Here is a 25,241-nt window from a genome sequence, read left to right as displayed (position 1 = left end):
ATTGTCGGGCGCAAGACGCTGGGTCTGATGACGCTGAACCACCTGCCCGATGGCGGGGATCTGGCGTCGTGGTCGAAGTCATTGTTCAGCGAGGCGTCGAACGCCGGGGTCGGGTTCGGCCTGGGCTTTGCCGTGACGCAGAATGTCGCGCCGCTGATGATCCCGGGTTCGGTTGGCGAGTTTTATTGGGGCGGAATGTATTCAACCGCGTTCTTCGTCGATCCGGCGGAACGGCTGACCATGGTGTTCATGACCCAGCTTGGGCCAAGCTCCAGCTATCCGGTACGGCGTGAACTGCGGACCATGATCTACGCGGCGCTGACCTGATGGACGATCTCTACGCAACGATGGGCATGGTCCGGGTAATCGAGCTTGACCCGTCCGGGCGCGCGATCATCGAATATGAGGCGCGTCCCGGTATGTGCCATTCGGGCGGGGTCGTGCAGGGCGGCTTCGTCAGCGGCTGGATAGATGCCGCCATGGCCCACGCCGCGATCGCCCGGAACGGCGCAGCTGTGACGCCGATGACGCTGGAACTGAAGGTCAGTTTCTTTGCCCCCGCGCGCCCGGGCCCGGTCTTCGCCGAAGGTTGGGTCGAACGCCATGGAAAGCGCACCTGCTTTTACGAAGGCTGCCTTAAAGATGGCGCCGGCACTGTGTTGGCCAAGGCAACTTCAACCATCCTGCTGGCCGAACGGGCGCGGGTGGAAGCCGCATCGCGGGCGGCGCAGGATAGCACCTGACGAAAATCAGTTTCGCAAGGGGACCGATCCGGGTTAGGCTGCGCCAAACGGGACAAAGGAGAGGGCCATGGCCGACCACGATCTGATGGACGCGACCGCGCAGTTTCACACCATGAGCGAAGGCACCCAGGAAGACTGGGACATCATCATGACGCACATGAAGCCGTTTGCGCAAAGTGGCGGCAAACGTGTGCTCGACCACTTGCGGTTGCTTGATGGCGACTGCGGCGGGTTCGCAGTCGATCGGCTGACCCACTGCCTGCAAACTGCCACCCGCGCCCATCGCGACGGCCGCAGCGACGACTATGTCGTGATGGCTTTGCTCCATGACATCGGCGATACGTTGGGAGCCTTTAACCATCCTGACATTGCCGCCGCGATCATCAAGCCTTTCGTGTCCGAAGAACTGCACTGGATCACCCAGCATCACGGCATTTTCCAGGGCTACAACTTCTTCCATTACATCGGACTAAACCGCGACATGCGCGAAGAGTATCGCGGCCACGAACACTATCAGGCCACGGCCGAATTTATCGAGAAGTACGATTGCCCGGCTTTCGACCCCGACTATGACAGCGCGCCGCTGTCGTTCTTTGAACCGATGGTGATGAAGATGTTCGAGCGGCCGCTGAACAGCGTATACAAGAAGTCGATGAGCTGAGGCAATCGTCCGTGCCGGCAATTCGTCCGTTTACGCTGAATATTGCCCAGCCTCACCTTGATGATCTGAAAACCCGGATCGCGCAGACCCGTTGGCCCGAACGTGAGTGCGTGGACGACTGGTCCCAAGGTGCGCCGCTCGAAGCGGTCAAGGATCTCGCCCAGTATTGGCGCAAGGATTATGACTGGCGCCGGTGCGAAGCGCGGCTGAATGCATTGGGCCAATTCGTTACGGAAATCGACGGGCTCGACATTCACTTCCTCCACGTCCGCTCGCCGCATCCCGATGCCGTACCGTTGATCATCACTCACGGCTGGCCCGGATCGGTGATCGAGTTCATGGGGGTGATCGACCAGCTGGCCGATCCGGTGCGCTTTGGTGGCCGGGCGCAAGATGCGTTCCACGTTGTCGCACCGTCGCTGCCGGGGTTCGGCTTTTCCGGTAAACCCGTGAAAAAGGGATGGGGCGTTGAACAGATCGCCCGCGCCTGGGGCCAGCTTATGGCCCGGCTTGGCTACAGCCGCTGGCTCGCCCAGGGCGGAGACTGGGGCAGCGTGGTGACCACGTCGATTGCGGCACAGCGCATCACCGGCTGTGTAGGCATCCACCTTAACATGCCAACCGCACGGCCGACCGAGCATGATCTTGCCCACCCCACCGCCAGCGATCTGAAGGCGCTGACTGCGCTCAAGCATTATCAGGACTGGGATTCGGGTTATTCCACCCAGCAGCGCACCCGGCCGCAGACAATCGGCTACAGCCTGGTCGATTCGCCCGTTGGCCTTGCCGCCTGGATTTTTGAAAAGATGTGGGCCTGGACCGACAACCAGGGATCGCCCTATGATGCACTCAGCCGCGATCAGATCCTTGACAACCTGATGCTGTATTGGCTGCCCGGAACGGGCGCATCCTCGGCGCGGCTCTATTGGGAAAGCTTTGGCAGCTTCGCGCCGCAAGAGGTTGCCCTGCCAGTTGCGGTCAGCGCATTTCCCAAGGAAATTCTGCCGACCCCGCGCAAATGGGCGGAGCGCAATTTCAAGCGTCTGGTCCACTGGGGGACAATGGAAAAGGGCGGGCATTTCGCGGCCTGGGAGCAGCCCGATGCCTTCGTAAGTGAATTGAGGACAGCATTCGCCCTGATGCGCTGACCCCCTTGTGCCGCTCTGCCCAACCGCTAACCAGTCGGCAAGGGGAGCATCAATGAACGACGTGATACCGGCTGAAGACATTGCGCTTGGCGCCTATGGCAAACCACAGCTGAGCCAAAGCCTGCAGAACCGGCACATCTCGATGATTGCCATCGGCGGAATCATCGGCGCCGGGCTGTTTGTGGGATCATCGACCACCATTGCACAGGTCGGGCCAGCAGCCGTTATCACTTATGCGCTGGCGGGCCTCATCATCATGCTGGTGATGCGCATGATTTCGGAAATGGCGATGGCAATGCCAGGCGTCCAGGCTTTTCCCGATTTCGCGCGCGCCGGCATCGGCCACTGGGCGGGCTTCCTGTCGGGCTGGCTCTACTGGTATTTCTGGGTAGTGGTGGTCGCGATCGAGGCGATTGCCGGGGCCAAGATCCTGGGCCAATGGTTCCCGCAGGTGGAGCCGTGGCAAATCGGCGTCGGCCTGATGGCGCTGCTGACCGGCGTAAACCTGATGTCGACGCGTTCATATGGCGAGTTCGAGTTCTGGTTTTCGCTGACCAAGGTGCTGGCGATCATCGGCTTCATATTCGTTGCCGGTGCATGGGCCTTTGGTATCTCGAATCCGTCTGGCCCAACCTTTTCCAACCTGACTGAGCATGGCGGTTTCGCGCCCAAGGGATGGGGAGTTGCGCTGGCCGCTGTGACTTCGACAATTTTTGCACTGTGCGGGGCCGAAATATCGACCATCGCCGCTGCCGAAAGCGCCGAGCCGGCCAAGGCGGTGGCACGGCTTTCGCTGACCGTCACGGTGCGGATCGTCGTGTTTTATATCCTTGCGATCCTGATGATCGTTTCTGTGGTGCCGTGGAGCCAGATTGTGCCGGGCTATTCGCCCTTTGCAGCCACGCTGGCGGCAATGCAGGTGCCAGGCGGGGAAACGATCATGAACCTGGTCGTGTTGGTGGCGGTGCTTTCGTGCCTCAATTCAGGCTTGTATGTCACCTCGCGCACGCTGTTCGGGCTTGCTGGCCACGGTGATGCGCCGCAGTGGCTGGTCGCGGTCAACGCACGCAAGGTGCCGGCGCGCGCGATCCTGGTTGCCAGCCTGTTTTCCTACGGCGCGTTGGCGATGGAACGGATTTCGCCCGACACCGTGTTCAGCTTTCTGCTGAACTCGTCCGGTGTGACGATGCTGCTGCTTTATCTGATGGTAGCGGTCGCCCAGTTGCGTACCCGCGCGATGATTGAGCGCGAGGCTACCAAATCGTTACAGATCAGGATGTGGTTCCACCCCTTTGCCACTCTGTTTGCAATCGCGGCCATGCTGGCAGTGGTGGTGTTCATGGCGATCGAACCGGCGCTGGCAAGCCAGTTCTGGGCCAGCCTGGCAGTCGCAGCAGCCTTCCTGCTGGGCTATGGCGCAATGCGAATGGCCCGAGGGTGAACCCCGGGCCATCGACTTCACTCAGCCGGTAATCAGTTCTTTTCCTGATCGACCAGCTTGTTCTTTCCGATCCACGGCATCATCGCGCGCAGTTTGGCGCCGGTCTGTTCGATCGGGTGCGCTTCTGCGGCCTTGCGCGCTGCTTTCAGTTCAGGTTGACCGGCGCGGTTGTCGAGCACGAAGTTCTTTACGAACCGGCCCGATTGGATGTCGGCCAGCACGCGTTTCATTTCAGCTTTGGTTTCGTTGGTGATGATCCGCGGGCCGGTGGTGATGTCGCCATATTCAGCGGTGTTGCTGATCGAATAGCGCATGTTGGCGATCCCCCCTTCATAGAGCAGATCGACGATCAGCTTGGTTTCGTGAAGGCATTCGAAATAAGCCATTTCCGGGGCGTAACCGGCTTCGACCAAGGTTTCGAACCCGGCCTGGATCAGGTGCGTGATCCCGCCGCACAGCACCGCTTGCTCTCCGAACAGGTCGGTTTCGCACTCTTCCTTGAAATTGGTCTCGATGATGCCGCTGCGGCCACCGCCGACGCCCGAAGCATAGGCGAGCGCGACGTCATGGGCGTTGCCGGTGGCGTCCTGGTGTACCGCGATCAGGCACGGCACGCCGCCGCCTTTATGGTATTCACTGCGCACCGTGTGGCCGGGGCCCTTGGGCGCGATCATAATCACGTCGATGTCGGCGGGAACCTCGATCAACCCGAAGTGAATGTTGAGCCCGTGGGCGAAAGCCAGTGCACTGCCAGGGCGCAGGTTGCCACGTACGTCATCGGCCCAGATCGCCGCCTGGTGTTCGTCCGGCGCCAGGATCATCAGCACGTCGGCCCACTTGGCCGCATCGCTGTTGCTCATCACGGTGAAGCCAGCGGCCTCTGCCTTCTTGGCGCTGGCCGAGCCGGGGCGAAGCGCGATCGCTACATTCTTGATCCCGCTGTCACGCAGGTTCTGCGCGTGGGCGTGGCCCTGCGAGCCGTAACCCAAAATTGCGATGTTCTTGTCTGTGACGAGGTTCAGATCGGCATCGGCGTCGTAGTAAACTTTCATTTCAGTCCCTCATTTCGTCTTTCCCGCGAAAGCGGGAATCGCTGTCACAAACGCGCCGCCCGAAGGCCATCGGTCCCCGTTTTCGCGGGGACGGCGCGAATTAATCAAACCGCCTCGGCCCCGCGCATCATCCCAACGACACCGGTTCGGCCAACCTCGACCAGGCCAAGCTCGCGCATCAGTGCGACAAAACGATCGATCTTGTCAGGCGCGCCGGTCAGCTCGAACACAAAGCTTCCAGTAGTGGTATCGATTACCTTGGCGCGGAACACATCGGCCAGACGCAGCGCTTCGACCCGGGCTTCCCCGGTCCCGGCGACTTTGACCAGGGCAAGCTCGCGTTCAACGTGATCGCCCATTTCGGTCAGATCGACTACCTTGTGGACCGGAACCAGCCGGTCCAGCTGAGCGTGAATCTGGTCGATGACAGCCGGCGGGCCGTGCGTGACGATGGTGATCCGGCTGACCGAATGATTTTCGGTGATGTCGGCCACGGTCAGGCTATCGATGTTGTAGCCGCGCGCGGTGAACAGCCCGGCGATCTTGGCCAGGATGCCCGCTTCGTTATCGACCGTGATGGTCAGGACATGGCGTTCCGACGCCTCATGCTTGATCTTCATCATCACACCAGCGCTTTGGCTTCGTCATCCATCGTGCCCGCTACCTGATCGCCATAGAGGATCATTTCGGTATGCGCTGCGCCGCTGGGGATCATCGGATAGCAGTTGGCCTCCTTGGCCACCATGCAATCAACGATAACGGGCCCGTCGTGGTCGATCATCGCCTGGATCCCGGCATCGAGCTGGCTTTCGTTCTCGATCCTGATGCCTTTCCAGCCATAGGCTTCGGCCAGCTTGACGAAATCGGGCAGACTGTCTGAATAGGAATTGGAATAGCGGCTTTCGTACGTCAGTTCCTGCCATTGGCGGACCATGCCCATCCATTCGTTGTTGAGGACAAATACCTTTACCGGCAGGCGGAACTGCGTTGCGGTGCCCAGCTCCTGGATGTTCATCTGGATCGATGCATCGCCGGCAATGTCGATCACCAGGCTGTCCGGATTGCCCAATTGCGCGCCGATTGCGGCGGGCAAGCCATAGCCCATGGTGCCAAGACCGCCCGAGGTCAGCCATTTATTCGGCCCGAAGAAGTGAAAATACTGTGCCGCCCACATCTGGTGCTGGCCGACTTCGGTGGCGATGATCGGATCCTTGTCGCGGGTTAGCGCAAACAGCCGCTCGACTGCCAGCTGGGGCATGATCGCCTTGCTGCTGGCGGGGTAGGCCAGGCTGTCACGCGCGCGCCAGCCATCAATCCGGGCTTTCCAGTCAGTCAGGTCCTGCGCCTTGCGGGTGCCCCAGGCGGTGATCAGCTGATCGAGCACCTTGGCGCAATCGCCCAGGATCGGCAGGTCGACCGGCACAGTCTTGTTGATCGAGGCGCGGTCGATATCGATGTGGATCTTGGTCGAATGCGGCGAAAAGGCATCAAGCCGTCCGGTAACCCGATCGTCAAAGCGTGCGCCAATGCAGACTACCAGATCCGCCCGGTTCATCGTCATGTTGGCTTCAAACGTGCCGTGCATGCCCAGCATCCCCAGCCAGTCGGGATGATCGGCCGCAAACGCGCCCAGGCCCATCAGGGTGCTGGTAACGGGCGCGCCGGTCAGTTGCTGCAATTCGCGCAGCAGGGCCGTTGCCCGGGGGCCGGAATTGATCACGCCGCCGCCGGTATAGAACACCGGCGCCTTGGCATTGGCGAGCAGTTCTATCGCGCGGGCGATGTCACGCTCGCTCCCGGTGGAGGGCGGGTTATAGCGAGCAGGGCGCTGCGGCTTGCCATCAGACCAGGTGGCCGAGGCGATCTGCACGTCCTTGGGAATGTCGATCACGACCGGACCGGGGCGGCCGGTGGTGGCAATTTCGAACGCCTCGTCAATGATCGCGGCAAGCTCAGCCGGATCTTTAACCAGGTAGTTGTGTTTGGTGCAGTGGCGCGTGATGCCAATGGTATCGGCTTCCTGAAATGCGTCGGAACCGATCAGCGCGGTCGGCACCTGGCCGGTGATGATCACCAGAGGAATCGAATCCATGAAGGCATCGGCAATACCGGTAACCGCATTGGTCGCGCCCGGGCCGGAAGTAACCAGCACGACGCCGGGTTTGCCGGTGGAGCGCGCATAACCTTCGGCGGCGTGGGCCGCACCGGCTTCGTGCGGGACCAGGATATGGCGAATCCGGGCATCATCGAACAGCGCGTCGTAGATCGGCAACACCGCGCCGCCAGGATAGCCGAATACGAATTCGACCCCCTGCCGCGCCAGGCTTTCGACCAGGATAGATGCGCCGCTGCGCTCCTCGCTCACTGTAACTGACCTTTCATTCGCCAATTCGCCGCTCCCTTAAAGAACTAACCCGGCGCAGGCTAGGCTGCGCCGGGTTGCCTCTCCAACTCGGAAAAACGGACCGGAAGACCGGCTTGGAAGTGCCCCTAAAAGACAGTATGTAACGTGTCAAGCGCTAAGTGCGACATAATGATGCGAAAATATCATCCAAATTGTAATCAATGTCGGCAAGGCGTGGCCATGTGTCAGGAGTTTGCTGACGGAACCACGTGTATTGCCGCTTGGCATAATTGCGCGTGGCCTGCGCGCCGCGCGCTTCCAGAACGGCAAAGTCAATCTTTCCGGCAAGGAAGTCTGAAATCTCCGGCACGCCTATCGCGCGCATCACCGGCATTGCTGTGTCGATCTGCCGGTCAATCAGCGCGCGCACCTCATCAATGGCTCCGCAGCCCAGCATTTTTGAGAAACGCCGATCGCAGCGGTCATATAACCAGGCGCGCGAAGGCAAAAGCACGGCGGGATGCAGCGCAACCTGGCCGGCTATTCCCCCGACTTTTTCGGCCTGCCATGCGGCCATTACACGCCCGGTCGATCGTACTACCTCAAGCGCGCGCGCGACCCGCGTGGTGTCCGCCGGGGCCAGCCGCGCCGCACGGGCCGGATCTTCTTTGATCAGCGCGGCATAAGCATCGGGCACGGGCAATGCGCGCACGGAGGCGCGAATAGCAGGATCGATCGGCGGGACGGGGGCAATCCCATCGAGCAACGTGCGGATATAAAGCCCCGTCCCGCCAACCAGTACCGGGATGCCGCCGTCCCGATGAACTGCATCGATTTCCGCGCGCGCCGCTTGCGCCCAGTCGGCAGCGGAACAGGCCGCCGCGCCGTCCCACATGCCGAACAGGCGGTGTTCGATGCCGCGCATCTCTGCAGCGGAAGGACGCGCGCTGAGAATTTGCAGATCAGCATAGACCTGCGCGCTATCGGCGTTGATTATCACGCCTTTGCGGCCCTTCGCTGCAAGGGCTTCGGCAAGTTGGACCGCCATATCGCTCTTGCCGCTGGCTGTCGGCCCTGCAATTAGCGCAAGCGGCGGCTTATCGGCCGATTCAGGAGAGTAGGACGTGCTCATTGCCCGCGTGATAGCAGAACCTGCAACGCTGTCTGCCTTTGGCGCAGACGCAGTCCATGCGCTGGAATCCGCTGGCGCGCACGTCCACAGTGCCGAACTTTTGCCGGATTTCGGCGATGTGCTTGAACTGGCGATTTCGGGCGATCGGGCCGCAGCGCGCAGCGCTATCGAGGCCACCTTGGCCCCGGTCGATCTGCTGCTGTCAACTGGACTTCCCCGCATGCCTGGGGTCTTCGTTTCAGACATGGATTCCACCATGATCGGACAGGAGTGCATTGACGAACTGGCCGACTTTGCCGGGATCAAGGGCCAGATAGCCGCGATTACCGAGCGTGCGATGCTGGGCGAACTCGATTTTGCTGAAGCGCTGACCGAGCGGGTTCGCCTGCTTGGCGGTCTGAGCGAGGATGCCATCCAGCAGTGCCTGGACCAGCGCATCCGGCCAATGCCGGGAGCCAGGGTTCTGGTCGAAACGCTAAAAGCAAACGGTTGCGTCACCGTGCTGGTCACGGGCGGGTTTCACCAGTTTGCCGATCCGGTCGCGGGATGGCTCGGGTTTGAACGTGTCGTGGGCAACCGGTTGGCAACATCGAAGGGAAGGCTGACCGGTGAACTGGCCGGAGACATTGTCGACAGCACCGTCAAGCTGCAGGTGCTGCAGGATGAGGTGAGCCGCTGCGATGGCGTGCCGAGTCTGGCCACCGGTGATGGCGCCAACGATATTCCGATGCTGGTCGCAGCTGACTATGGCTTTGCTTATCACGCCAAACCCAAGGCCAGAGCAGCATCAAACGGCGCGATCGACCGAGGCGATTTGACCAGCGTGCTGAAATTGCTGGGAATCGCCAGATCAGAATGGGTCACTGACTGAACTGCCGGCATGGTCCGTTGCGAAATGCAACGCTGTATTGACAAAGCTGTAAGTAATTTGCATCATCTTCGATGCTATGAACATGCAGACAGCCCTTGCTCCCGCCGCGACCGATGACCTGCCGCTGATGCTGCCCGGTCGTCCAAAAATGCGCTATGATTTGCCCAAGGCGTGGCGTCATTTCAAGGAACTGGTCAAGGACAAGGAGGATACCGCACAGGTATCGGGCGTGTTTGAGGCGCTTCCCTGGCGCGGCATCTATAACGCGGCTCTAACGTTTCTTAAGACCGACAAGGCCCAGGAAATCCGGCGGAAAGAGCCGTCGCTGGTCGCAATTCTGGACGATCATGCCGCTTTGCGCAGATTGCCAGAGGGCAGCGTGGCCCATGCCTATTGCGATTTCATGGAGCGTGAGGGGCTGACGGCGCAGGGCCTGATTGACGAACTGGACAAGAACCGCCCGGCAGATATGTATTGGGATGATCAGGTCAGCTGGTATTTCAACCGCATGCGCGACACCCACGATCTTCTGCACGTGCTGACCGGCTTTGGCCGCGATGCGCTGGGTGAACAGTGCGTGCTAGCCTTCACTTACAGCCAGCAGCCCAGTCCGGCACATCTGTTCCTGGGTTATGCCGGGGCTTACGAAATCAAGAAGCACAAGGCAGTCAAGGTGCCGATATTCCGTTCAGTGCGCGAGGCGCAGCGGCTGGGCAAAGCCTGTCCGCGGCTGGTTGAACAGTCGATCACCGATATACTGGCGATGCCGCTTGAAGAAGCGCGCGCCAAACTCAACATCACGCGTCCGCAAAATTATTGGGATGCACACGCCCGCTGGCGGGCGGCCGGGATCGACCCTTATGACCTGATGGCGCCAGTCCAGCAGGCAGCGTAGTTTTTCAGATCCAGCTGGATACCTGATCCAGCCGCTTTCGCGTCACCGCATGCTCCGGTACGGTTGCGCCGGGAGCCGGGTGGCCAACAACGATCAGCATAAGCGGCTTTTCGTCAGCCGGTCGCGCGCAGATGGTGTTAAGGAACTTCATTGGCGCAGGGGTGTGGGTAAGGGTGGCAAGCCCCGCATCGTGGAGCGTCGCCAGCAGCAGGCCCGCGGCGATTCCGACACTTTCCGTCAAATAGTAATTTTGCCGCGCGTCGCCGGGATTGGGTCCACCGCGCCGCTGGCCGAACACCGCTATCAGCCACGGCGCGATTTCCAGATAGGGTTTCACATCGTCGGTGCCGAGCGGCGCCAGCGCGTCCAGCCATTCAGCGCTGGCCTTTTCGGCGTAAAAGGCACGTTCCTCGTCTTCGGCCAAGCGGCGTACCTCGCGCTTGGCCTGGCTCGATCCGATAGCGGCAAAGTGCCACGGCTGATGATTGGCACCTGACGGGGCTGTGCCGGCAGCAAGAATGGCCTGTTCGATCAGGGCGCGCGGGACCGGCGTATCGGCAAAGAAGCGGCATGTGCGGCGGCAGCGCAGCTGCTCATAGAATGCGCTTGCACGCTCAAGCCGCTCGGCATCGCTGTACTGCGGTAGCGTAGGGTAGGGGAGCTGGCTGTATTTGTTCATCGCAGTTCCTTGCGGATCACCAGTTTCAGACCGGACCAAACCTCATCGACAGCGCAAACCTTGGTATCGACGAAATCCAGGGGCAGGGCGAGTTCGCGAATAGTATCCTCGGTGATGTCGGTGGCGACACTGGCGGCCTGCTTGGGCCAGCTCACCCAGACATGGCCATCGGACGCAATCTGACGGCGCAGCGCATTCAGGTGCTTTTCCAGCGCGCTGCGATGGGTCACAAAGACGTGCGCTGCATCCACACCCTCTGCCGGATCCGCCACAAAAATCAGTTCCAGTGCATACTCGGCAATTTCATCGAAGACGTCTTCAGGCATACCGTCGAACCAGACCCGCTGTCCGTCACGCAGGGACAGCTTCTTGGCAAGCGGCGTGCCGGAATAGCCTTCGGTCATCAGCTCTCCATCCAGTCGCGGAAAAAGGCTTCATTGGCTTCGCGCAGGGCACCAAGATTGATTTCGGGATAGATCGCTTCTTCTCCGCCGCGGCACAGCGCAATCGTATCACCCCCGGTCCAGCCGATGAAACAGCAGCCGATTCCGAGCTCCCTTGCCGCCTTCTTGACAACGTGGCTGTCGAACGGTTCGGTCACGATGTAGCGGCCCTGGTTTTCCGCAAACAGCGACCAGGCGTGGTTGAATCTTTCGCTATCTACCAGATCCTCAAACGAGGTCATGTCGAGCCGGGCACCAATGCCCGATGCCAGCGCCATTTCAGCCACCGCCACCAGAATGCCGCCGTCGGCGACATCGTGAACAGCCGTCACATGGCCTTGCGCGATCATTTGGCGCAGAAACTCGCCATTGGCGCGCTCGCGGGCCAAGTCTACCTGAGGCGGCATCCCGTGTTCACGGCCATGCACTTCGCGCAGCCACAGCGACTGGCCCAGTTCAGGCACGGCCTTTGCATCGGCGCCGATCAGCAGGATCTTTTGCGCCCCGTCCTTGAAGGCGATCGTTGCCATGTCGGCGTAGTCCGGCATCAGTCCGACACCGCCGATCGCCGGGGTAGGCAGAATTGCCGATCCGCCGCCGGTCGCCTTGCTTTCGTTGTACAGGCTGACGTTGCCTGAAACGATCGGATAATCGAGCGCGCGGCAGGCATCGCCCATACCGCGCAATGCCTCTACAATTTGGGCCATGATTTCGGGCCTTTGCGGATTCGCAAAGTTTAAACAATTGGTAATTGCCAAAGGCTTGGCACCAACTGCAGAGATGTTGCGATAGGTTTCCGCTACAGCCTGTTTGCCGCCCTCATAAGGATCAGCAAAGCAGTAGCGCGGGGTGCAATCCGTGCTTATCGCCAACGCCTTGCGCGTTCCGTGAAGCCGCACCACTGCTGCATCGCCGCCGCTTTTCTGAAGGGTATCGGCCCCGACCTGACTGTCGTATTGTTCCCATATCCAGCGCCGGCTGGCCAGATCGGCGCAGCCCATCAACGTAAGCAGGTCTGCGCCCGGATCGGCACTGGTTGGCGGTGAAGTCAGCGGTCTGACCTTGGCCCAGGCCTTGTATTCGGCGAGGCTGAGTGCGGGCCGATCATAGAGCGGGGCATCCTCGGCCAGCGGACCCAGCGGAATGTCACATACCGTTTCGCCTTGCCAGGTCAGAACCATGTGGCCGGTATCCGTCACCTCGCCGATTATGGCGAAGTCCAGTTCCCACTTTCTGAAGATAGCTTCGGCCATCGGTTCCTTGCCGGGCTTGAGAACCATCAGCATTCGCTCCTGGCTCTCGCTCAACATCATCTCATAGGGGGTCATGCCCTCTTCACGGCATGGCACCTTGTCCATGTCGAGAATGATCCCGGCCTTGCCATTGGTCGCCATTTCGACCGAGCTGGAGGTAAGGCCTGCCGCGCCCATATCCTGGATCGCGACGATCGCATCGGTTGACATCAATTCCAGACAGGCTTCGATCAGCAGCTTTTCGGTAAAGGGATCGCCAACCTGGACGGTCGGACGCTTGGCCTCGGCATCTTCGCCAAAATCGGCGCTGGCCATGGTCGCCCCGTGGATTCCGTCGCGGCCGGTCTTCGAACCGACATAGACGATGGGATTGCCAATTCCGGTGGCTGCGGAATAGAAAATCTTGTCGGCATCGGCGACGCCTACTGTCATTGCGTTGACCAGGATGTTGCCATCATAGGCGCTGTGAAAATTCGTTTCGCCGCCCACGGTCGGCACACCAACGCAGTTGCCATAGCCGCCGATTCCCGCAACCACGCCTTTGACCAGCGATTTCATCTTGGGATGCTTTGGGTCACCAAAGCGCAGGGCGTTCATGTTTGCGACGGGGCGCGCACCCATGGTGAAAACGTCACGCAAAATGCCGCCAACCCCGGTTGCCGCTCCCTGATAAGGCTCGATATAGCTGGGGTGGTTGTGGCTCTCCATCTTGAAGATCGCCGCTTGCCCGTCGCCAATATCGATAACGCCGGCATTTTCGCCAGGGCCGCATATTACCCAGGGCGCCTCGGTGGGGAGCTTTTTCAGGTGAATGCGGCTGGATTTGTAGCTGCAATGTTCGGACCACATCACCGAAAAGATGCCGAGTTCGACCAGATTGGGTTCACGCCCCAATGCGTGGAGCACGCGCTGGTATTCCTCCTCGGACAGCCCGTGCTGGGCAACGACGTCTGCGGTGATTTCAGCCATGCGCGGGCGCATAGCGGGCGCGGGCGCGGTGCGCCAGACCCTTCACGCTGACGCGCGGGCGCTTTTCCCCATCCACCAGGCCGTCAGTGTAACAAGTCCGTAGGCCGCCAGCGCCAGCACACTGGTGCCGGCCGTAACCTCAGGCTTGATGGGGCCGAACCAGTTGAACAGTTGCAGCGCCAGTAACAGCGCCGCCATCAGGCCCAGCCGCAGCGGCGCCGGCCGGCGCGCGCTTGCATAAAACCACAAGGCGCCGAAGGTCATCCCCAGTTCCAACGGCATTTCGATTGCGGGATAATTCCACAAGCCCAAACCCAGTTTGGGAGGATCGCCAGCCAGCGTCAGATCGGGAACGTGGACCAGCAGGTCGAGCAGCCAGTGTGACAGCACTACCGCCCCGCCCAGAATGGCAGCGATCCGATCACGCGTTGCAGCCCAGACCATCACCGCAAAGACAGTGGCAAAGCACGCCGCGCCAAACAGACTGTGCGTGATCGGCATGTGGTAAAGATCCATCGGGTTCATTGCCGAAATGCCGGGGCTGAAGCGCATATGCTCGACCCCGAGCAGCAGCAGGATGAAGAACGCCCAGTCGATCAGCTGCGCCGCAATGAACAGTGCTCCGACGCCCGGTGCCGAGCGGCGACTGGCAACGGCCAGAGCGGGCGCCCAATGACCGACAAACATCAGCCAAGAACCAGCTTGCGCACAGCATAGGCCGCAATGCCGCTGGCCAATGCCGTTGCGGCTGCGCCCCAGGCGATATCGATCGCGCTGACCGACCCTGACCATACTTTCATCGTTGCCTGATTGGTCAGATCATAGGTTGCATAACATAGCGCGCCCAGCAGCGCGCCGTTCAGCACGGCATGGGGCGTGCCTTGTTCCAGCCCCGGTCGGACTGCGAACCACACCATCCCGGCGACGTAGAACGCATAGAACACCAGCGCCGGGGCAAGGCGGAACGACGGGGCAAGCAAGTCGCCCAGCGCCGGCCGGTACAGGTTTGGTCCGGCCCAGCGCAGCCATAAGGCATCAAGCGCGCCGAATGACACCGCGGCCGCTACATAGGCTATAATCCACTTCATCGACGCCCCTCCATTTGAACGCAGCTTGACCGCCGCTTGCCGCAAGGTCAATGCTGGCAACGATGGATGATGCAGCACCCGATATTACCGCCCTTAGTTTTGAGGATGCCTTGCGCTCGTTGGAAGACGTGGTGCGCAAGCTGGAAAGCGGTGAAGTGCCGCTGGATGCCACGATCACGCTCTACGAACGGGGTGAGGCACTGCGCAAGCACTGTCAGGCACGCCTGGATGCGGCGCAGGCCCGCATTGAACTGATCGTGGCCGGGCCGGATGGCCAGGCTGCATCGACCCAGCCATTCGATCCCGATACGGGGCGCTAGGCAAATGGCTGCGCTGACCGGCGCTGACCGCATTTTGGCCGAAACGCTGCCGGCGATCGCCCGCGAGGTCGATGCGATGTTCGATGCGTTGCTGCCAGCCGAGGGAAAACTGGCCAAAGCGATGCGCCATGCCGCGATTGGCGGGGGCAAGCGGCTGCGTCCGTTGTTGTTAACCGCCACCGCTACAATGCACGGGGCTGACCGGACAAACGCGCTGCGCGCTGCAATCGCGATTGAGGCGATCCATGCGTACTCGCTGGTGCATGACGATCTGCCGTGCATGGATGACGATGCCATGCGCCACGGCAAGCCATCGACGCACACGGCATTCGGCTATGCCGAGGCGGTGCTGGCCGGTGACGCCCTGCAGAGCTTTGCGTTCGAGGTGCTGGCCGATCCGGCGACCAGCGGTGATCCATTCGTCCGCGCTGAACTGGTGCTGGTGCTTGCTTCGGCAGCGGGCGCGCAGGGTATGGTCGGCGGGCAGATGCTGGACATCGACGGAGAAGGCCAAGCGCTCGACTTGCCTGCCGTTACGCGGATGCAGCAACTTAAAACCGGCGCTTTGCTTTCGGCCGCGGTTGAAATGGGCGCGGTCTTGGGCAAACTTCCGCCCGAAGGACGCATGCACTTGCGCGGATATGCCCGCGACATCGGCCTGGCGTTCCAGATTGCCGATGACCTCCTTGATCACGCCGGGGACGAGGCAAAGGCCGGCAAGGCGCTGCGCAAGGATGCCGCAGCGGGCAAACAGACCTTTGTCGGCCTGCTGGGTGAAGGACGCGCCCGTGAACAGGCGCGGATGCTGGTCGATCAGGCTCTCGCCTATCTCAATTCCTACGGCCAGGAGGCCGACCTGCTGCGCGCCGTGGCGCGCTACATCGTCGAAAGGGATCGCTGAATGGCAAAGCGGATTGGCGTTTACCCGGGGACTTTCGACCCCATTACTCTGGGGCATATGGACATCATCAAGCGCGGTGCGCGGCTGGTCGATGAACTGATTATCGGGGTTACCACTAACATCGCAAAATCACCGATGTTCAATGATGATGAACGCATGGCGATGGTCGCGCGCGAAGTGGCAGACCTAAAAGACTGCACGATTCGCGTCGTCGGCTTTAATTCGTTGCTGATGGATTTTGCCGATGCGATGGGCGCGTCGGTGGTGATCCGCGGCATTCGCGGGGTGACCGATTTCGAATATGAGTATCAGCTTACCGGCATGAACCGGCAGCTTAACGACCATGTCGAAACGGTTTTCCTGATGGCCGATGTATCGCTTCAGCCGATCGCCTCGCGTCTGGTAAAGGAAATAGCCGTTTATGGCGGCGACATTTCGCGCTTTGTAAGCTCTACGGTGCGCGACGAAGTTGTGGCTCGCATCGCTGCCGAGGACGGCCGCCGCGACACCTGATGGTAAAGCCAGCCCCGTTCATTGCCACGACAGCCGCGCGCCGCTATCTGCGCACCCTGACAGCAGTTGCTTATCGAGATTTACCCATATGATCCGACGTTCCGTTACTGCCCTGGCCTTTGGCCTGACGCTGCTATCCGCGCCCGTGCTGGCCAAAGACAAGAAGCCGGCTGCTCCGGCCGCGCCTGTCGCTCCTGCAATGAGCGCGGTGGTGAATGCCGATCCCGCCGTCGATCCTGAAAACGTGCTGGTGCTCGACCTATCGAATGGCGGCCGCGTGCTGATCCGCCTGATGCCCAACTGGGCGCCTACCCATGTTGACCGGATCAAGACCCTGACCAGGGAAGGGTTTTATAACGGTGTGGTCTTTCACCGCGTGATCGACGGTTTCATGGCACAAACAGGCGATCCGACAGGGACAGGCCAGGGCGGTTCGAAACTGCCCGATCTGAAGGCCGAGTTCAATTATATGCCGCACGTTCGCGGAACGGTTTCAATGGCCCGTACCAACGATCCCGATACCGCCAACAGTCAGTTCTTTATCGTGTTCTACCCGCGTTTCGCGCTGGACCACCGCTACACCAATTTTGGCCGTGTGATCGCCGGGATGGATCAGGTTGACGCAATTCAGCGCGGCGAACCGCCGGCCAACCCGACCAAGGTGGTGCAAGCTTCGCTGATGAGCGAGGGCAAGGCTCCGCCGCCGGTGGCGATGCCGGTAATCACTCCCGCGATTTCAGCCGATATGTTGACCAAGTCCAAGTCGAACTGACTGTAATTGTGGTCTAGGGACGGCGCGCCATGCGCGTTGAACTGTTCGATTTCGATCTCCCGCCCGAAAACATAGCCCTTCGGCCGGCAAAGCCGCGCGATTCGGCGCGGCTGCTGCTGGCGCAGGGTCAAGCGGCACTGCAAGACTGCGTCGTGCGCGACCTGCCGGGGCTACTGCGCACCGGCGATGTGCTGGTGTTCAACGATACGCGCGTCATTCCGGCCCAGCTTGAAGGCAAGCGCGGCCAGGCGCGGATTGGCGCGACGCTGCACAAACGGATCGACCTGCGCCGCTGGCAGGCGTTCGTGCGCAACGGAAAGCGTCTGCGGGCAGGCGATTTGATTGAATTTCCCTCCGGGGTCGAGGCCGTCGCCGAAGCGCGGGGCGATGATGGCAGCTGGACGCTCAACTTTCTGGGTGAAGATCCGGTGGAACTGCTGCTGGAGCGGGCCGGTCAGATGCCGCTGCCGCCCTATATCGCTGGCAAACGCGCCACCGACCAGCAGGATCGCGCCGACTATCAGACCATGTTTGCCGCGCGCGATGGGGCTGTGGCGGCGCCCACTGCGGCGCTGCACTTCACGCCGGAACTGATTGCCGGGCTGGAAAACGCAGGGATCGGGCGCGAAACGCTGACGCTGCACGTCGGCGCGGGCACATTCCTGCCGGTCAAGGCCGCCGACACTTCCGAACACCGAATGCACGCCGAATGGGGGACGATTGACGCCGACACTGCCGACCGGCTCAATGCGGCGCGCAGCCGGGGAGGACGCGTGATCGCCGTCGGCACCACAAGTCTGCGCCTGCTGGAAAGCGCCACCGGGACTGACCGCGTGATCCGCCCGTTCAGCGGCGATACGGCGATCTTCATTACCCCCGGCTACCGTTTCAAGGCGGTCGACGGGCTGATGACCAACTTTCATCTGCCCAAATCGACCCTGTTCATGCTGGTTTCGGCGCTGATGGGGCTGGAGCGGATGCAGCAGGTCTACGCCCATGCAATAGCGCAGGGCTACAGGTTCTATTCCTACGGCGATTCGTCGCTGCTGTTGCCGGTCGAATAGGCGGTAAACAGCGTCCGGGCGTCTATCACCCGGTCGATCAGGCCATCATCCGGAGGCAATTGCCGGTCCAGCATCAGCATGGCCAGACCGTGGACTACGGCCCAGGCCTGGATCATCAGTGTCTGTTCGGCGGTTGCATCTCCGCCAGAAGCACTGGCTGCGCGTTGCTGCAGCATTTTCGCCGCAAGGTTCTCACCAAACAGGGTCTGCCCGGCACGGTCGCATTCGCCGAACGTGAGGCGGAACAGCGACGGATTGGACAGGGCAAAGCGGACATAAGCCCGGCCGGTTGCGGCAAAAGCGTCCCCGCTGTTGTGGGAATCGGCTGCGGCCAGCTGCTGGAACTGGCCCAGCCGGTCGATACCCTCTTGCGCGAGGGCCTGCATCAGCGCCTGCTTATCAGGAAAATGGCGGTAAACGGCTGTCGCTGAAACGCCAACATCGCGTGCCAGCTGCCGCAATGAAATATCCGAAATATTGCCTGTTTCCAGAGCTTTGAGGCCCGCGTCCAGAAGTGCGCTGCGCAAATCGCCGTGATGATAAGCGCGTTCTGCCGCTTTTGATGTTGACACTGTTATCATTGCCTCTATGTTTACGCCATCAACATTAGGTGGAGAACGAAGTCATGGCAAGCGCCGTAGAAACCGCGATCCGGTCCGTAGTGACCAAAGGCGTCACGACCATGGCCAGCATCAACCGCGCGTTGAAGGACAAGAGCCGCGATCATCCGTTTCTCACCGGAATCCACGCGCCGATGCCCGAAGAGCTGACGCTTGAAAATCTTCGTGTCACCGGAACAATTCCGGCCCAGCTTGACGGGCGTTATGTCCGCAACGGGCCCAATCCGTTCAATCCTGATCCACGCGGGCATCACTGGTTTGTGGGCGATGGCATGGTCCACGGCGTACGGATCAGGGACGGGCAGGCGCTGTGGTATCGCAATCGCTACATCCGCTCGCTTGATCTGCAGGAACGGGGCGGTCCCAAGGCAGCCCCCGGTCCGCGCCGCGGCCGCCGCGATCTGGTCAACACCAACATCATCCAGCACAACGGCAAGATCCTGGCGATTGTCGAGGCAGGATCGTTCCCGGCAGAACTGGACGGCAATCTGGAAACCATTGCCTACACCGATTTTGGCGGAACGCTGACCGTACCGTTCAGCGCCCATCCGCACCAAGACCCGCTGACCGGTGAACTGAATGCCATCGTCTATGACGGCATGACCCAGAACAAGGTCTGGCACGTGGTTGTCTCAGCGGATGGCAAAGTCACCCGGCAAGAGCCAATCCCGGTGCGCGATGGCCCATCGATACACGAATGCTCGATCACCCGGAATTACGTGCTGATTTTCGATTTGCCGGTCACTTTTTCGATGGGCGCGCTGGTTGCCGGACAGCAATTTCCCTATGGCTGGAACACCGAACATAAGGCCCGGGTCGGCCTGATGCCGCGCACCGGCACGGCGGACGACATTATATGGTGCGATGTCGATCCGTGCTACGTCTTCCATGTCTCCAACAGCTTTGAACGCGAAGACGGGGTGGTCGTCTGCGATATGTCGGTCCATGAAACCATGTTTGCCGGCGGTCCCGATGGCCCCAACGGCAAGCCGCTGGGTATGGAACGCTGGCTGATCGATCCCAAGGGCAGCAAGGTAGAGCGGATCACCATCGACAGCACTCCGCAGGAGTTCCACCGGCCGGATGAGCGCTTTTTCGGTCAGTCCTATCGCTACGCGTGGTCGCTTGGGCTCCCGCACGACAGCGACGGCTTCCTGGGTGAAGCGCCGATCTACCGCTACGACATGGAAACCGGTGAACGGCAGGTCCACGATTTCGGCCCAGGCAAGGTCGCGGGCGAATTCGTCTTCGTGCCGCGCAGCGCCGACGCTGCGGAAGGAGACGGATGGATCATGGGTTATGTGATAGATACGGCGGCCGAAACGACCGATCTGGTCATTCTTGATGCTTCCGATATTACGAAAGACCCGGTCGCCAGCGTCCATATTCCGCACCGCGTGCCGCCGGGCTTCCACGGCAACTGGTTGCCTGACGCAGGCTAAGTTTCGAACGGAAACCCAATTCGCTTGGCAAATGGTCGGCGCGGCGCGACAGTCGCGCCGACCATGCAGCCGATTCTTGAAATACAGGGCCTGACCAAGCGTTATGCCGATGGCCCGATCGCGCTTGATGCGGTCGACCTGACAATCAACCAAGGCGAGATATTTGCCTTGCTGGGTCCCAATGGTGCCGGCAAAACCACGCTGATCGGCGCGGTTTGCGGCCTGGTCCGGCCCAGCGGCGGCACCATCCGCGCATTTGGCGTGGACCTTGCCAAAGATTGGCGCTCGGCCCGGGCACGCATCGGCCTGGTGCCTCAGGAAATGGCAACCGACATGTTCACCAAGGTGAGCGACGCGGTCAACTATTCGCGAGGACTGTTCGGGCTGAAACGTGACCCGGCGCGGATCGAAGAAATCCTGACCTCGCTGACCCTGTGGGACAAGCGCGACAGCCAGATCCGCCACCTGTCCGGCGGGATGAAGCGCCGCGTCCTGATCGCCAAGGCGCTGGCCCACGATCCGCAATTGCTGTTCCTGGACGAACCGACCGCCGGGGTAGATGTCGAACTGCGCCGTGACATGTGGCGCCAGATCGGGGCGATGCGGGCCAAGGGCACGACAATCGTTCTGACCACACATTACATCGAAGAAGCCGAGGAAATGGCCGACCGGGTCGGCGTCATCGACAAGGGTCGCCTTTTGCTGGTGGAGGAAAAGCGCGCGTTGATGGCGCGGATGGGCAGCATCGAGGCAGAGTTTGCACTGGCTGTACCGCTGCGCGAAGTGCCGGCAGCCCTTGTTGATTATCCGCTGGTCCTGTCCGACGATGGCGCCAGCTTGACATATCGCGGACACGGCGGCGCGGTCGATGCGCGGGGCGAAGTTGCCCGCCTGACCGAAGCGCTTGTCCGCTCCAACATCGCGTTCACCGCGCTCGATACGCGGCAGTCCAGCCTTGAAGATATTTTTGTCGATCTGGTGGAGCAGAAGGCATGAGCTTCAACCCGCGCGGCGCCTTCGCGATTTTTAGCTTTGAACTGATGCGCGCGTTCCGCACCTTTTTTCAGTCAATCTTCGCCCCCGTTATGACGACCTCGCTTTATTTTATCGTGTTTGGCGCCGCGATCGGCAGCAAAATGACCCAGATCGGCGGCGTGTCTTATGGCGCCTACATCATCCCCGGGCTCTTGCTGCTGACCTTGCTGGGCGAAACCACCAGCAACGCCAGTTTCGGCATTTACATGCCGCGCTTCACCGGCACTATTTACGAACTGCTGTCGGCCCCAGTCGGCGTGGCGGAAACGCTGATCGGCTTTGTCGGGGCGGCGGCGGCCAAGTCGCTGATCCTGGCGGCGATCATTCTGGTCACGGCCAGTTTCTTTGTCGATTACCATATCGCACATCCTCTGCTGGCGCTGCTCTATATCGTCCTGGTCGCCGCTGCCTTTGCCCTGTTTGGCTTTGCCCTTGGGGTCTGGGCCGACGGGTTCGAAAAGCTGGGCATTGTCCCGATGCTGATCCTTCAGCCGCTGACCTTCCTGGGCGGCACATTCTATTCGATCACCATGCTTCCCCAGCCATGGCGATCCATCGCGTTGGCAAACCCGATCGTCTACCTCGTCAACGGGCTGCGTTGGACCTTTACCGGACAAAGCGATGTCAACATCTGGATCAGCTTTGCCCTGACCATCGCTTTCCTGGCATTGTGCGCCGGCGTAATTGCGTGGATGTTCAAGACTGGCTGGCGATTGAGGAGCTGACCCGTGGCAGATCTGCGCACCGCCCATATCGAGGCTCGGCTTAAACGCTATGCCGAAGAACAGGGCGATCCTGTGGCCGCAGTGATGGCCGCGTTCTATGCCCGCTATCCCGATGCCCAGGCGAACTTTTGCCACCATTCGCCCGGAAACCCGGCCAAGCTGGAAGCCGAAATGGTCGGCAACACGCTTTATTATATGATGACTTGTTTCGAGAGCCCGGTGGAAACGCGGATCTATTTTGACACATCCGTTCCGCAGCACCGCGTCGCGCTCGACGTCCCGCCTGACTGGTATCGCGGCTTTATCGAAGCCACGATCGAGGTGGTTGAAGCGGCCACTCCTGCGTCCAGCCGGGACGAGGGCGCTGCCTGGTCCGATATGCGCGGCGCGCTGGTGGGGCTGGTCGAGCGCAATCGCTTCGTCTAGCGGAGCGGGCATGACTGCCCCGCGCTTCACCTTTGAAATCGACGCTACCGAAGACAAGGCCCGCACCGGCACGATCCGGATGCAGCGCGGCATCATTCGCACACCGGCCTTTATGCCGGTCGGGACGGCGGCCACCGTTAAGGCGATGAAGCCCGAGAGCGTGCGTGCCACCGGGGCCGACATCCTGCTTGGCAATACCTATCACCTGATGCTGCGCCCCGGGGCCGAGAGGGTGGCGCGGCTGGGCGGGCTGCACCGGTTCATGAACTGGGACCGGCCGATCCTGACCGACAGCGGCGGCTATCAGGTGATGAGCCTGTCCGAACTGCGCAAAATCACCGAGGACGGCGTCACTTTCAAAAGCCATCTCGACGGCAGCACGCACTTGCTGACACCGGAACGTTCGATGGAAATCCAGCGGCTGCTGGGCAGTGATATCGTCATGGCGTTTGACGAATGCCCGCGCGCCGATGCCCCGCGCGACGTGATTGAGCAGTCGATGCAAATGTCCATGCGCTGGGCCGCGCGCAGCCGTGCCGGGTTTGACAGCGGGGACGACCACGCAAGTCGCGCCGCCCTGTTCGGGATCCAGCAGGGCGCGCTTGATGAAAGCCTGCGCCGCGAAAGCGCCGATGCGCTGAAGGACATCGGTTTTGACGGCTATGCCATTGGTGGGCTGGCCGTGGGTGAGGGGCAGGAGGCAATGTTTGCGACGCTCGATTTCGCGCCCGACATGCTGCCCGCAGACCGCCCCCGTTACCTGATGGGGGTGGGTAAGCCCGACGATCTGGTCGGCGCGGTTGAGCGCGGGGTCGACATGTTCGATTGCGTGCTCCCCAGCCGCTCGGGCCGCAACGGGCAGGGCTTCACCTGGGCCGGGCCGGTCAACCTGCGCAATGCCCGCCACGCCGAAGACACCGCGCCGCTGGATGAACGCTGTCCCTGCGACGCTTGCACCAAGTATAGCCGCGCCTATTTGCATCATCTCCATAAAAGCGGCGAAATCCTTGGGGCGATGCTGCTCACCGAACACAATCTGACCTTCTACCAGCAGTTGATGGCCGCCATGCGCGCGGCAATCAGGGAAGGGCGCTTCGCCGCGTTTTCAGCTGACTTCCGGCGCGGGTACAGGCTCGTCTCAGCTGCCTGACGTTTCGGCAAAGACCTGGAGCAAGCGGCGATCCGGCACTTCGATGTAGCCATAGCCGCGCGCGATCAGACCCGCTGCCGCAAGCCTGCTCAGCACGGTGCCGGCGGTGACACGTGACACCCCGACCAGATCGGCAAGTTGCTGCTGGGTTGTGCGCACGCTGCCTTCGCCCGGACTGGCAAGATCGGCCAGCGTCGCCGCGATCCGCTGGGCCGCCGTGCGGTGGGCGTCTGCTTCAATGCGGTCCAGAGCGAGGCGGAGCTGATTGGCCAGCGAGGCAAGCAAGACGCGGGCAAAGCCGGGCTCGTCACGCAGCAGCCTGTCGCTCACCTCGCGGTTGATCCAGACCAGCTCTGCATCCTCCACCGCGACAGCATCGACTTGCCGTGCGATCCCGGCAAAGAACGCCAGTTCGCCGAACAAGTCGCCCGGACCCAGCACGCCGTAGATGGTCGTTTCGCCGTCCGCGCCAAACCGCATGAGCGTAACGGCTCCCGACATGATCAGCCAGAACCCGTCACCGCTGGTTCCGCGAAACTGCACTGCGGCGCTTTTGGCGAAGCGCCGCCGGATGCCGATCGCACCCAGCCGGTCGACCAGGTCGCTATCCAGACGGGTGCCAATCCCGGCAAACAAATGATAAGTTCTTTGCATTCCAGCGGTGGTGAATGCCCTAAAGCGCCGGGCGTGACAACGCGCAAGGCGTCTGGGCGGGGAGAGTGGCATGCCAACACCGACACTGGTAATCATCGCGATCTATTTCGGCTTCGGCCTTGCCGAACTGGCTGCTACCCGCCTGTTCGCCAAACACGAGCAATGCCGCAACGACGGTATTGTCGAGGTGTTGAGCTCGGTCGTCCTGTTATTCGGCACCCAACCGGCAATTATCGCCCTGGTCGATTTTCTGGGCGGCACGTTCGCCCCGGCCTGGCGGGGATACCTGTCGGGCCTGGGCCTGATCCCCGCCATTGCCTTGCTGCTGGTCTGCGAAGACATGATGCAATATTGGTGGCACCGCGCATCGCACAGCTTTGGCTGGCTCTACAACCTGCACCGCGCGCATCATAATGCCCGCTATATGAGCGTGCGGCTCGTCTATCGAAACAACATCATCTATTATGCCTTGATGCCCAGTATCTGGAGCGCCGCCGCGCTGGTCTACCTGGGGCTTGGCTGGGTCTATGCCGGTTACCTGGTGGTGAAGATGCTGGTGATTATCGGCGCGCACAGCGATGTGAAATGGGATGCGCCGCTGTACCGCGTTCCGGCGCTTTCGCCGCTGATGTGGGTGGTGGAACGGACGATATCGACCCCGGCAACCCATCACGCGCACCACGGACGCCATGCCAGCGATCCCGGCGTAAACTACAAGGGAAACTACGGGAACCTGCTGTTTTTCTGGGATGTGCTGTTCGGCACGGCCAAGATTACCCGCCTTTATCCGCAAAGCTACGGCGTGGAAAATCTGCCGCCTGCAACGCTGGGCCAGCAATTGCTGTGGCCGGTGTTTCCCCAAAACAAGGATCCGCACCGCGCGGTTCCCGGAGCAGAGCC

General features: G+C 61.2%; 29 protein-coding genes. 18 read left to right on the top strand and 11 right to left on the bottom strand.

Annotated features, from left to right (window positions below):
* From Q0L62_RS11190 to Q0L62_RS11170, 5 genes are all read left to right on the top strand, one after another.
* Positions 1-327 (top strand): serine hydrolase (locus Q0L62_RS11190; RefSeq protein WP_296679787.1); only part of this gene is annotated, 327 nt, incomplete at its 5' end.
* Positions 327-743, top strand: coding sequence for a PaaI family thioesterase (locus tag Q0L62_RS11185; protein WP_296679786.1), 417 nt, complete (start codon positions 327-329; stop codon positions 741-743). The genes Q0L62_RS11190 and Q0L62_RS11185, both read left to right, overlap by 1 nt.
* Positions 744-810: 67 nt before the next feature.
* Positions 811-1,404, top strand: a complete 594-nt coding sequence (locus Q0L62_RS11180) for an HD domain-containing protein (protein ID WP_296679784.1) — start codon at positions 811-813, stop codon at positions 1,402-1,404.
* A gap of 11 nt (positions 1,405-1,415) precedes the next feature.
* Complete coding sequence (locus Q0L62_RS11175) at positions 1,416-2,552, top strand: alpha/beta fold hydrolase (protein ID WP_296679781.1); 1,137 nt, start codon at positions 1,416-1,418, stop codon at positions 2,550-2,552.
* Between the two features lie 52 nt (positions 2,553-2,604).
* Positions 2,605-3,993 carry an amino acid permease gene (locus Q0L62_RS11170; protein ID WP_296679779.1) on the top strand — a complete coding sequence of 463 codons (1,389 nt, stop codon included), beginning with the start codon at positions 2,605-2,607 and terminating at the stop codon, positions 3,991-3,993.
* 32 nt (positions 3,994-4,025) lie between these two features.
* Here the strand turns inward: Q0L62_RS11170 and ilvC are convergent, their stop codons facing one another.
* From ilvC to miaA, 4 genes are all read right to left on the bottom strand, one after another.
* A complete protein-coding gene (ilvC, locus tag Q0L62_RS11165; RefSeq protein ID WP_296679777.1) occupies positions 4,026-5,045 on the bottom strand; it encodes a ketol-acid reductoisomerase in 1,020 nt (339 codons plus the stop codon).
* A 104-nt stretch (positions 5,046-5,149) separates the two neighbouring features.
* Complete coding sequence (ilvN, locus tag Q0L62_RS11160; protein WP_296679790.1) at positions 5,150-5,665, bottom strand: acetolactate synthase small subunit; 516 nt, start codon at positions 5,663-5,665, stop codon at positions 5,150-5,152.
* 2 nt (positions 5,666-5,667) lie between these two features.
* Entirely contained in the window at positions 5,668-7,410 is a 1,743-nt protein-coding gene (gene ilvB / locus Q0L62_RS11155; protein WP_296679775.1) for a biosynthetic-type acetolactate synthase large subunit, read from the bottom strand.
* A 154-nt stretch (positions 7,411-7,564) separates the two neighbouring features.
* Positions 7,565-8,521: a tRNA (adenosine(37)-N6)-dimethylallyltransferase MiaA gene (gene miaA, locus Q0L62_RS11150; protein WP_296679774.1), complete on the bottom strand. Its 957-nt coding sequence runs from the start codon at positions 8,519-8,521 to the stop codon at positions 7,565-7,567.
* Between miaA and serB the strand changes: the two genes are divergently transcribed.
* Entirely contained in the window at positions 8,514-9,392 is an 879-nt protein-coding gene (gene serB, locus Q0L62_RS11145; RefSeq protein WP_296679772.1) for a phosphoserine phosphatase SerB, read from the top strand. The two genes, miaA and serB, sit on opposite strands and share 8 nt — an antisense overlap.
* A gap of 76 nt (positions 9,393-9,468) precedes the next feature.
* A complete protein-coding gene (locus Q0L62_RS11140) occupies positions 9,469-10,287 on the top strand; it encodes a Coq4 family protein (RefSeq protein ID WP_296679770.1) in 819 nt (272 codons plus the stop codon).
* Positions 10,288-10,291: 4 nt separating this feature from the next.
* On the opposite strand, the gene Q0L62_RS11135 is transcribed toward Q0L62_RS11140, so the two are convergent.
* From Q0L62_RS11135 to Q0L62_RS11115, 5 genes are read right to left on the bottom strand one after another with little or no spacing between them, the layout of a single operon-like run.
* Positions 10,292-10,966: a nitroreductase family protein gene (locus Q0L62_RS11135; protein WP_296679768.1), complete on the bottom strand. Its 675-nt coding sequence runs from the start codon at positions 10,964-10,966 to the stop codon at positions 10,292-10,294.
* Entirely contained in the window at positions 10,963-11,370 is a 408-nt protein-coding gene (locus tag Q0L62_RS11130; RefSeq protein ID WP_296679766.1) for a DUF3052 family protein, read from the bottom strand. Before Q0L62_RS11130 ends, Q0L62_RS11135 begins: the two co-directional genes overlap by 4 nt.
* Positions 11,370-13,631 (bottom strand): phosphoribosylformylglycinamidine synthase subunit PurL, encoded by a 2,262-nt coding sequence (gene purL / locus Q0L62_RS11125; RefSeq protein WP_296679764.1) that lies wholly within the window; start codon positions 13,629-13,631, stop codon positions 11,370-11,372. Before purL ends, Q0L62_RS11130 begins: the two co-directional genes overlap by 1 nt.
* A gap of 42 nt (positions 13,632-13,673) precedes the next feature.
* A complete protein-coding gene (locus Q0L62_RS11120; RefSeq protein ID WP_296679763.1) occupies positions 13,674-14,318 on the bottom strand; it encodes a hypothetical protein in 645 nt (214 codons plus the stop codon).
* Positions 14,318-14,719, bottom strand: a complete 402-nt coding sequence (locus Q0L62_RS11115; RefSeq protein WP_296679761.1) for a DUF2177 family protein — start codon at positions 14,717-14,719, stop codon at positions 14,318-14,320. The genes Q0L62_RS11120 and Q0L62_RS11115 overlap by 1 nt, the downstream gene beginning before the upstream one ends.
* Positions 14,720-14,781: 62 nt before the next feature.
* On the opposite strand from Q0L62_RS11115, the gene Q0L62_RS11110 reads away from it, so the two are divergent.
* The 5 genes from Q0L62_RS11110 to queA all read left to right on the top strand — a co-directional run bounded on the left by Q0L62_RS11110 (position 14,782) and on the right by queA (position 18,289).
* Positions 14,782-15,039, top strand: coding sequence for an exodeoxyribonuclease VII small subunit (locus tag Q0L62_RS11110; RefSeq protein WP_296679759.1), 258 nt, complete (start codon positions 14,782-14,784; stop codon positions 15,037-15,039).
* Between the two features lie 4 nt (positions 15,040-15,043).
* Positions 15,044-15,940: a polyprenyl synthetase family protein gene (locus tag Q0L62_RS11105; RefSeq protein ID WP_296679757.1), complete on the top strand. Its 897-nt coding sequence runs from the start codon at positions 15,044-15,046 to the stop codon at positions 15,938-15,940.
* Positions 15,941-16,453: a pantetheine-phosphate adenylyltransferase gene (coaD, locus tag Q0L62_RS11100; RefSeq protein WP_296679756.1), complete on the top strand. Its 513-nt coding sequence runs from the start codon at positions 15,941-15,943 to the stop codon at positions 16,451-16,453. It abuts the gene before it with no gap.
* Positions 16,454-16,541: 88 nt separating this feature from the next.
* On the top strand, positions 16,542-17,225 hold the full coding sequence (locus Q0L62_RS11095; protein ID WP_296679754.1) for a peptidylprolyl isomerase: 684 nt from the start codon (positions 16,542-16,544) through the stop codon (positions 17,223-17,225).
* A gap of 29 nt (positions 17,226-17,254) precedes the next feature.
* Entirely contained in the window at positions 17,255-18,289 is a 1,035-nt protein-coding gene (gene queA / locus Q0L62_RS11090) for a tRNA preQ1(34) S-adenosylmethionine ribosyltransferase-isomerase QueA (RefSeq protein WP_296679751.1), read from the top strand.
* Here the strand turns inward: queA and Q0L62_RS11085 are convergent.
* Positions 18,253-18,870: a TetR/AcrR family transcriptional regulator gene (locus Q0L62_RS11085; RefSeq protein WP_296679748.1), complete on the bottom strand. Its 618-nt coding sequence runs from the start codon at positions 18,868-18,870 to the stop codon at positions 18,253-18,255. The genes queA and Q0L62_RS11085 overlap by 37 nt on opposite strands.
* Positions 18,871-18,914: 44 nt before the next feature.
* Here Q0L62_RS11085 and Q0L62_RS11080 point away from each other — a divergent pair, with 44 nt between their 5' ends.
* The 5 genes from Q0L62_RS11080 (at position 18,915) to tgt (ending at position 23,687) form a co-directional block, all read left to right on the top strand.
* On the top strand, positions 18,915-20,351 hold the full coding sequence (locus Q0L62_RS11080) for a carotenoid oxygenase family protein (protein ID WP_296679746.1): 1,437 nt from the start codon (positions 18,915-18,917) through the stop codon (positions 20,349-20,351).
* Between the two features lie 63 nt (positions 20,352-20,414).
* Complete coding sequence (locus Q0L62_RS11075; protein WP_296679744.1) at positions 20,415-21,347, top strand: ABC transporter ATP-binding protein; 933 nt, start codon at positions 20,415-20,417, stop codon at positions 21,345-21,347.
* The gene (locus tag Q0L62_RS11070) at positions 21,344-22,111 is read left to right on the top strand and encodes an ABC transporter permease (RefSeq protein ID WP_296679742.1); all 768 of its coding nucleotides are present in this window, start codon (positions 21,344-21,346) and stop codon (positions 22,109-22,111) included. Before Q0L62_RS11075 ends, Q0L62_RS11070 begins: the two co-directional genes overlap by 4 nt.
* Before the next feature lie 3 nt (positions 22,112-22,114).
* A complete protein-coding gene (locus Q0L62_RS11065) occupies positions 22,115-22,537 on the top strand; it encodes a hypothetical protein (RefSeq protein WP_296679740.1) in 423 nt (140 codons plus the stop codon).
* A gap of 10 nt (positions 22,538-22,547) precedes the next feature.
* Positions 22,548-23,687, top strand: a complete 1,140-nt coding sequence (tgt, locus tag Q0L62_RS11060; protein ID WP_296679738.1) for a tRNA guanosine(34) transglycosylase Tgt — start codon at positions 22,548-22,550, stop codon at positions 23,685-23,687.
* Here tgt and Q0L62_RS11055 read toward each other — a convergent pair.
* Positions 23,676-24,341 carry a Crp/Fnr family transcriptional regulator gene (locus tag Q0L62_RS11055; RefSeq protein ID WP_296679737.1) on the bottom strand — a complete coding sequence of 222 codons (666 nt, stop codon included), beginning with the start codon at positions 24,339-24,341 and terminating at the stop codon, positions 23,676-23,678. The two genes, tgt and Q0L62_RS11055, sit on opposite strands and share 12 nt — an antisense overlap.
* Positions 24,342-24,411: 70 nt before the next feature.
* On the opposite strand from Q0L62_RS11055, the gene Q0L62_RS11050 reads away from it, so the two are divergent.
* Positions 24,412-25,241: sterol desaturase family protein (locus Q0L62_RS11050; RefSeq protein ID WP_296679736.1), on the top strand; the 830-nt coding region annotated here is incomplete at its 3' end.

It is taken from the genome of Novosphingobium sp. (genome assembly GCF_024642085.1).
Lineage (GTDB): Bacteria > Pseudomonadota > Alphaproteobacteria > Sphingomonadales > Sphingomonadaceae > Novosphingobium.
Note: the sequence above shows the minus strand (reverse complement) of the source record. Positions and strands in the feature narration are given on the sequence as shown.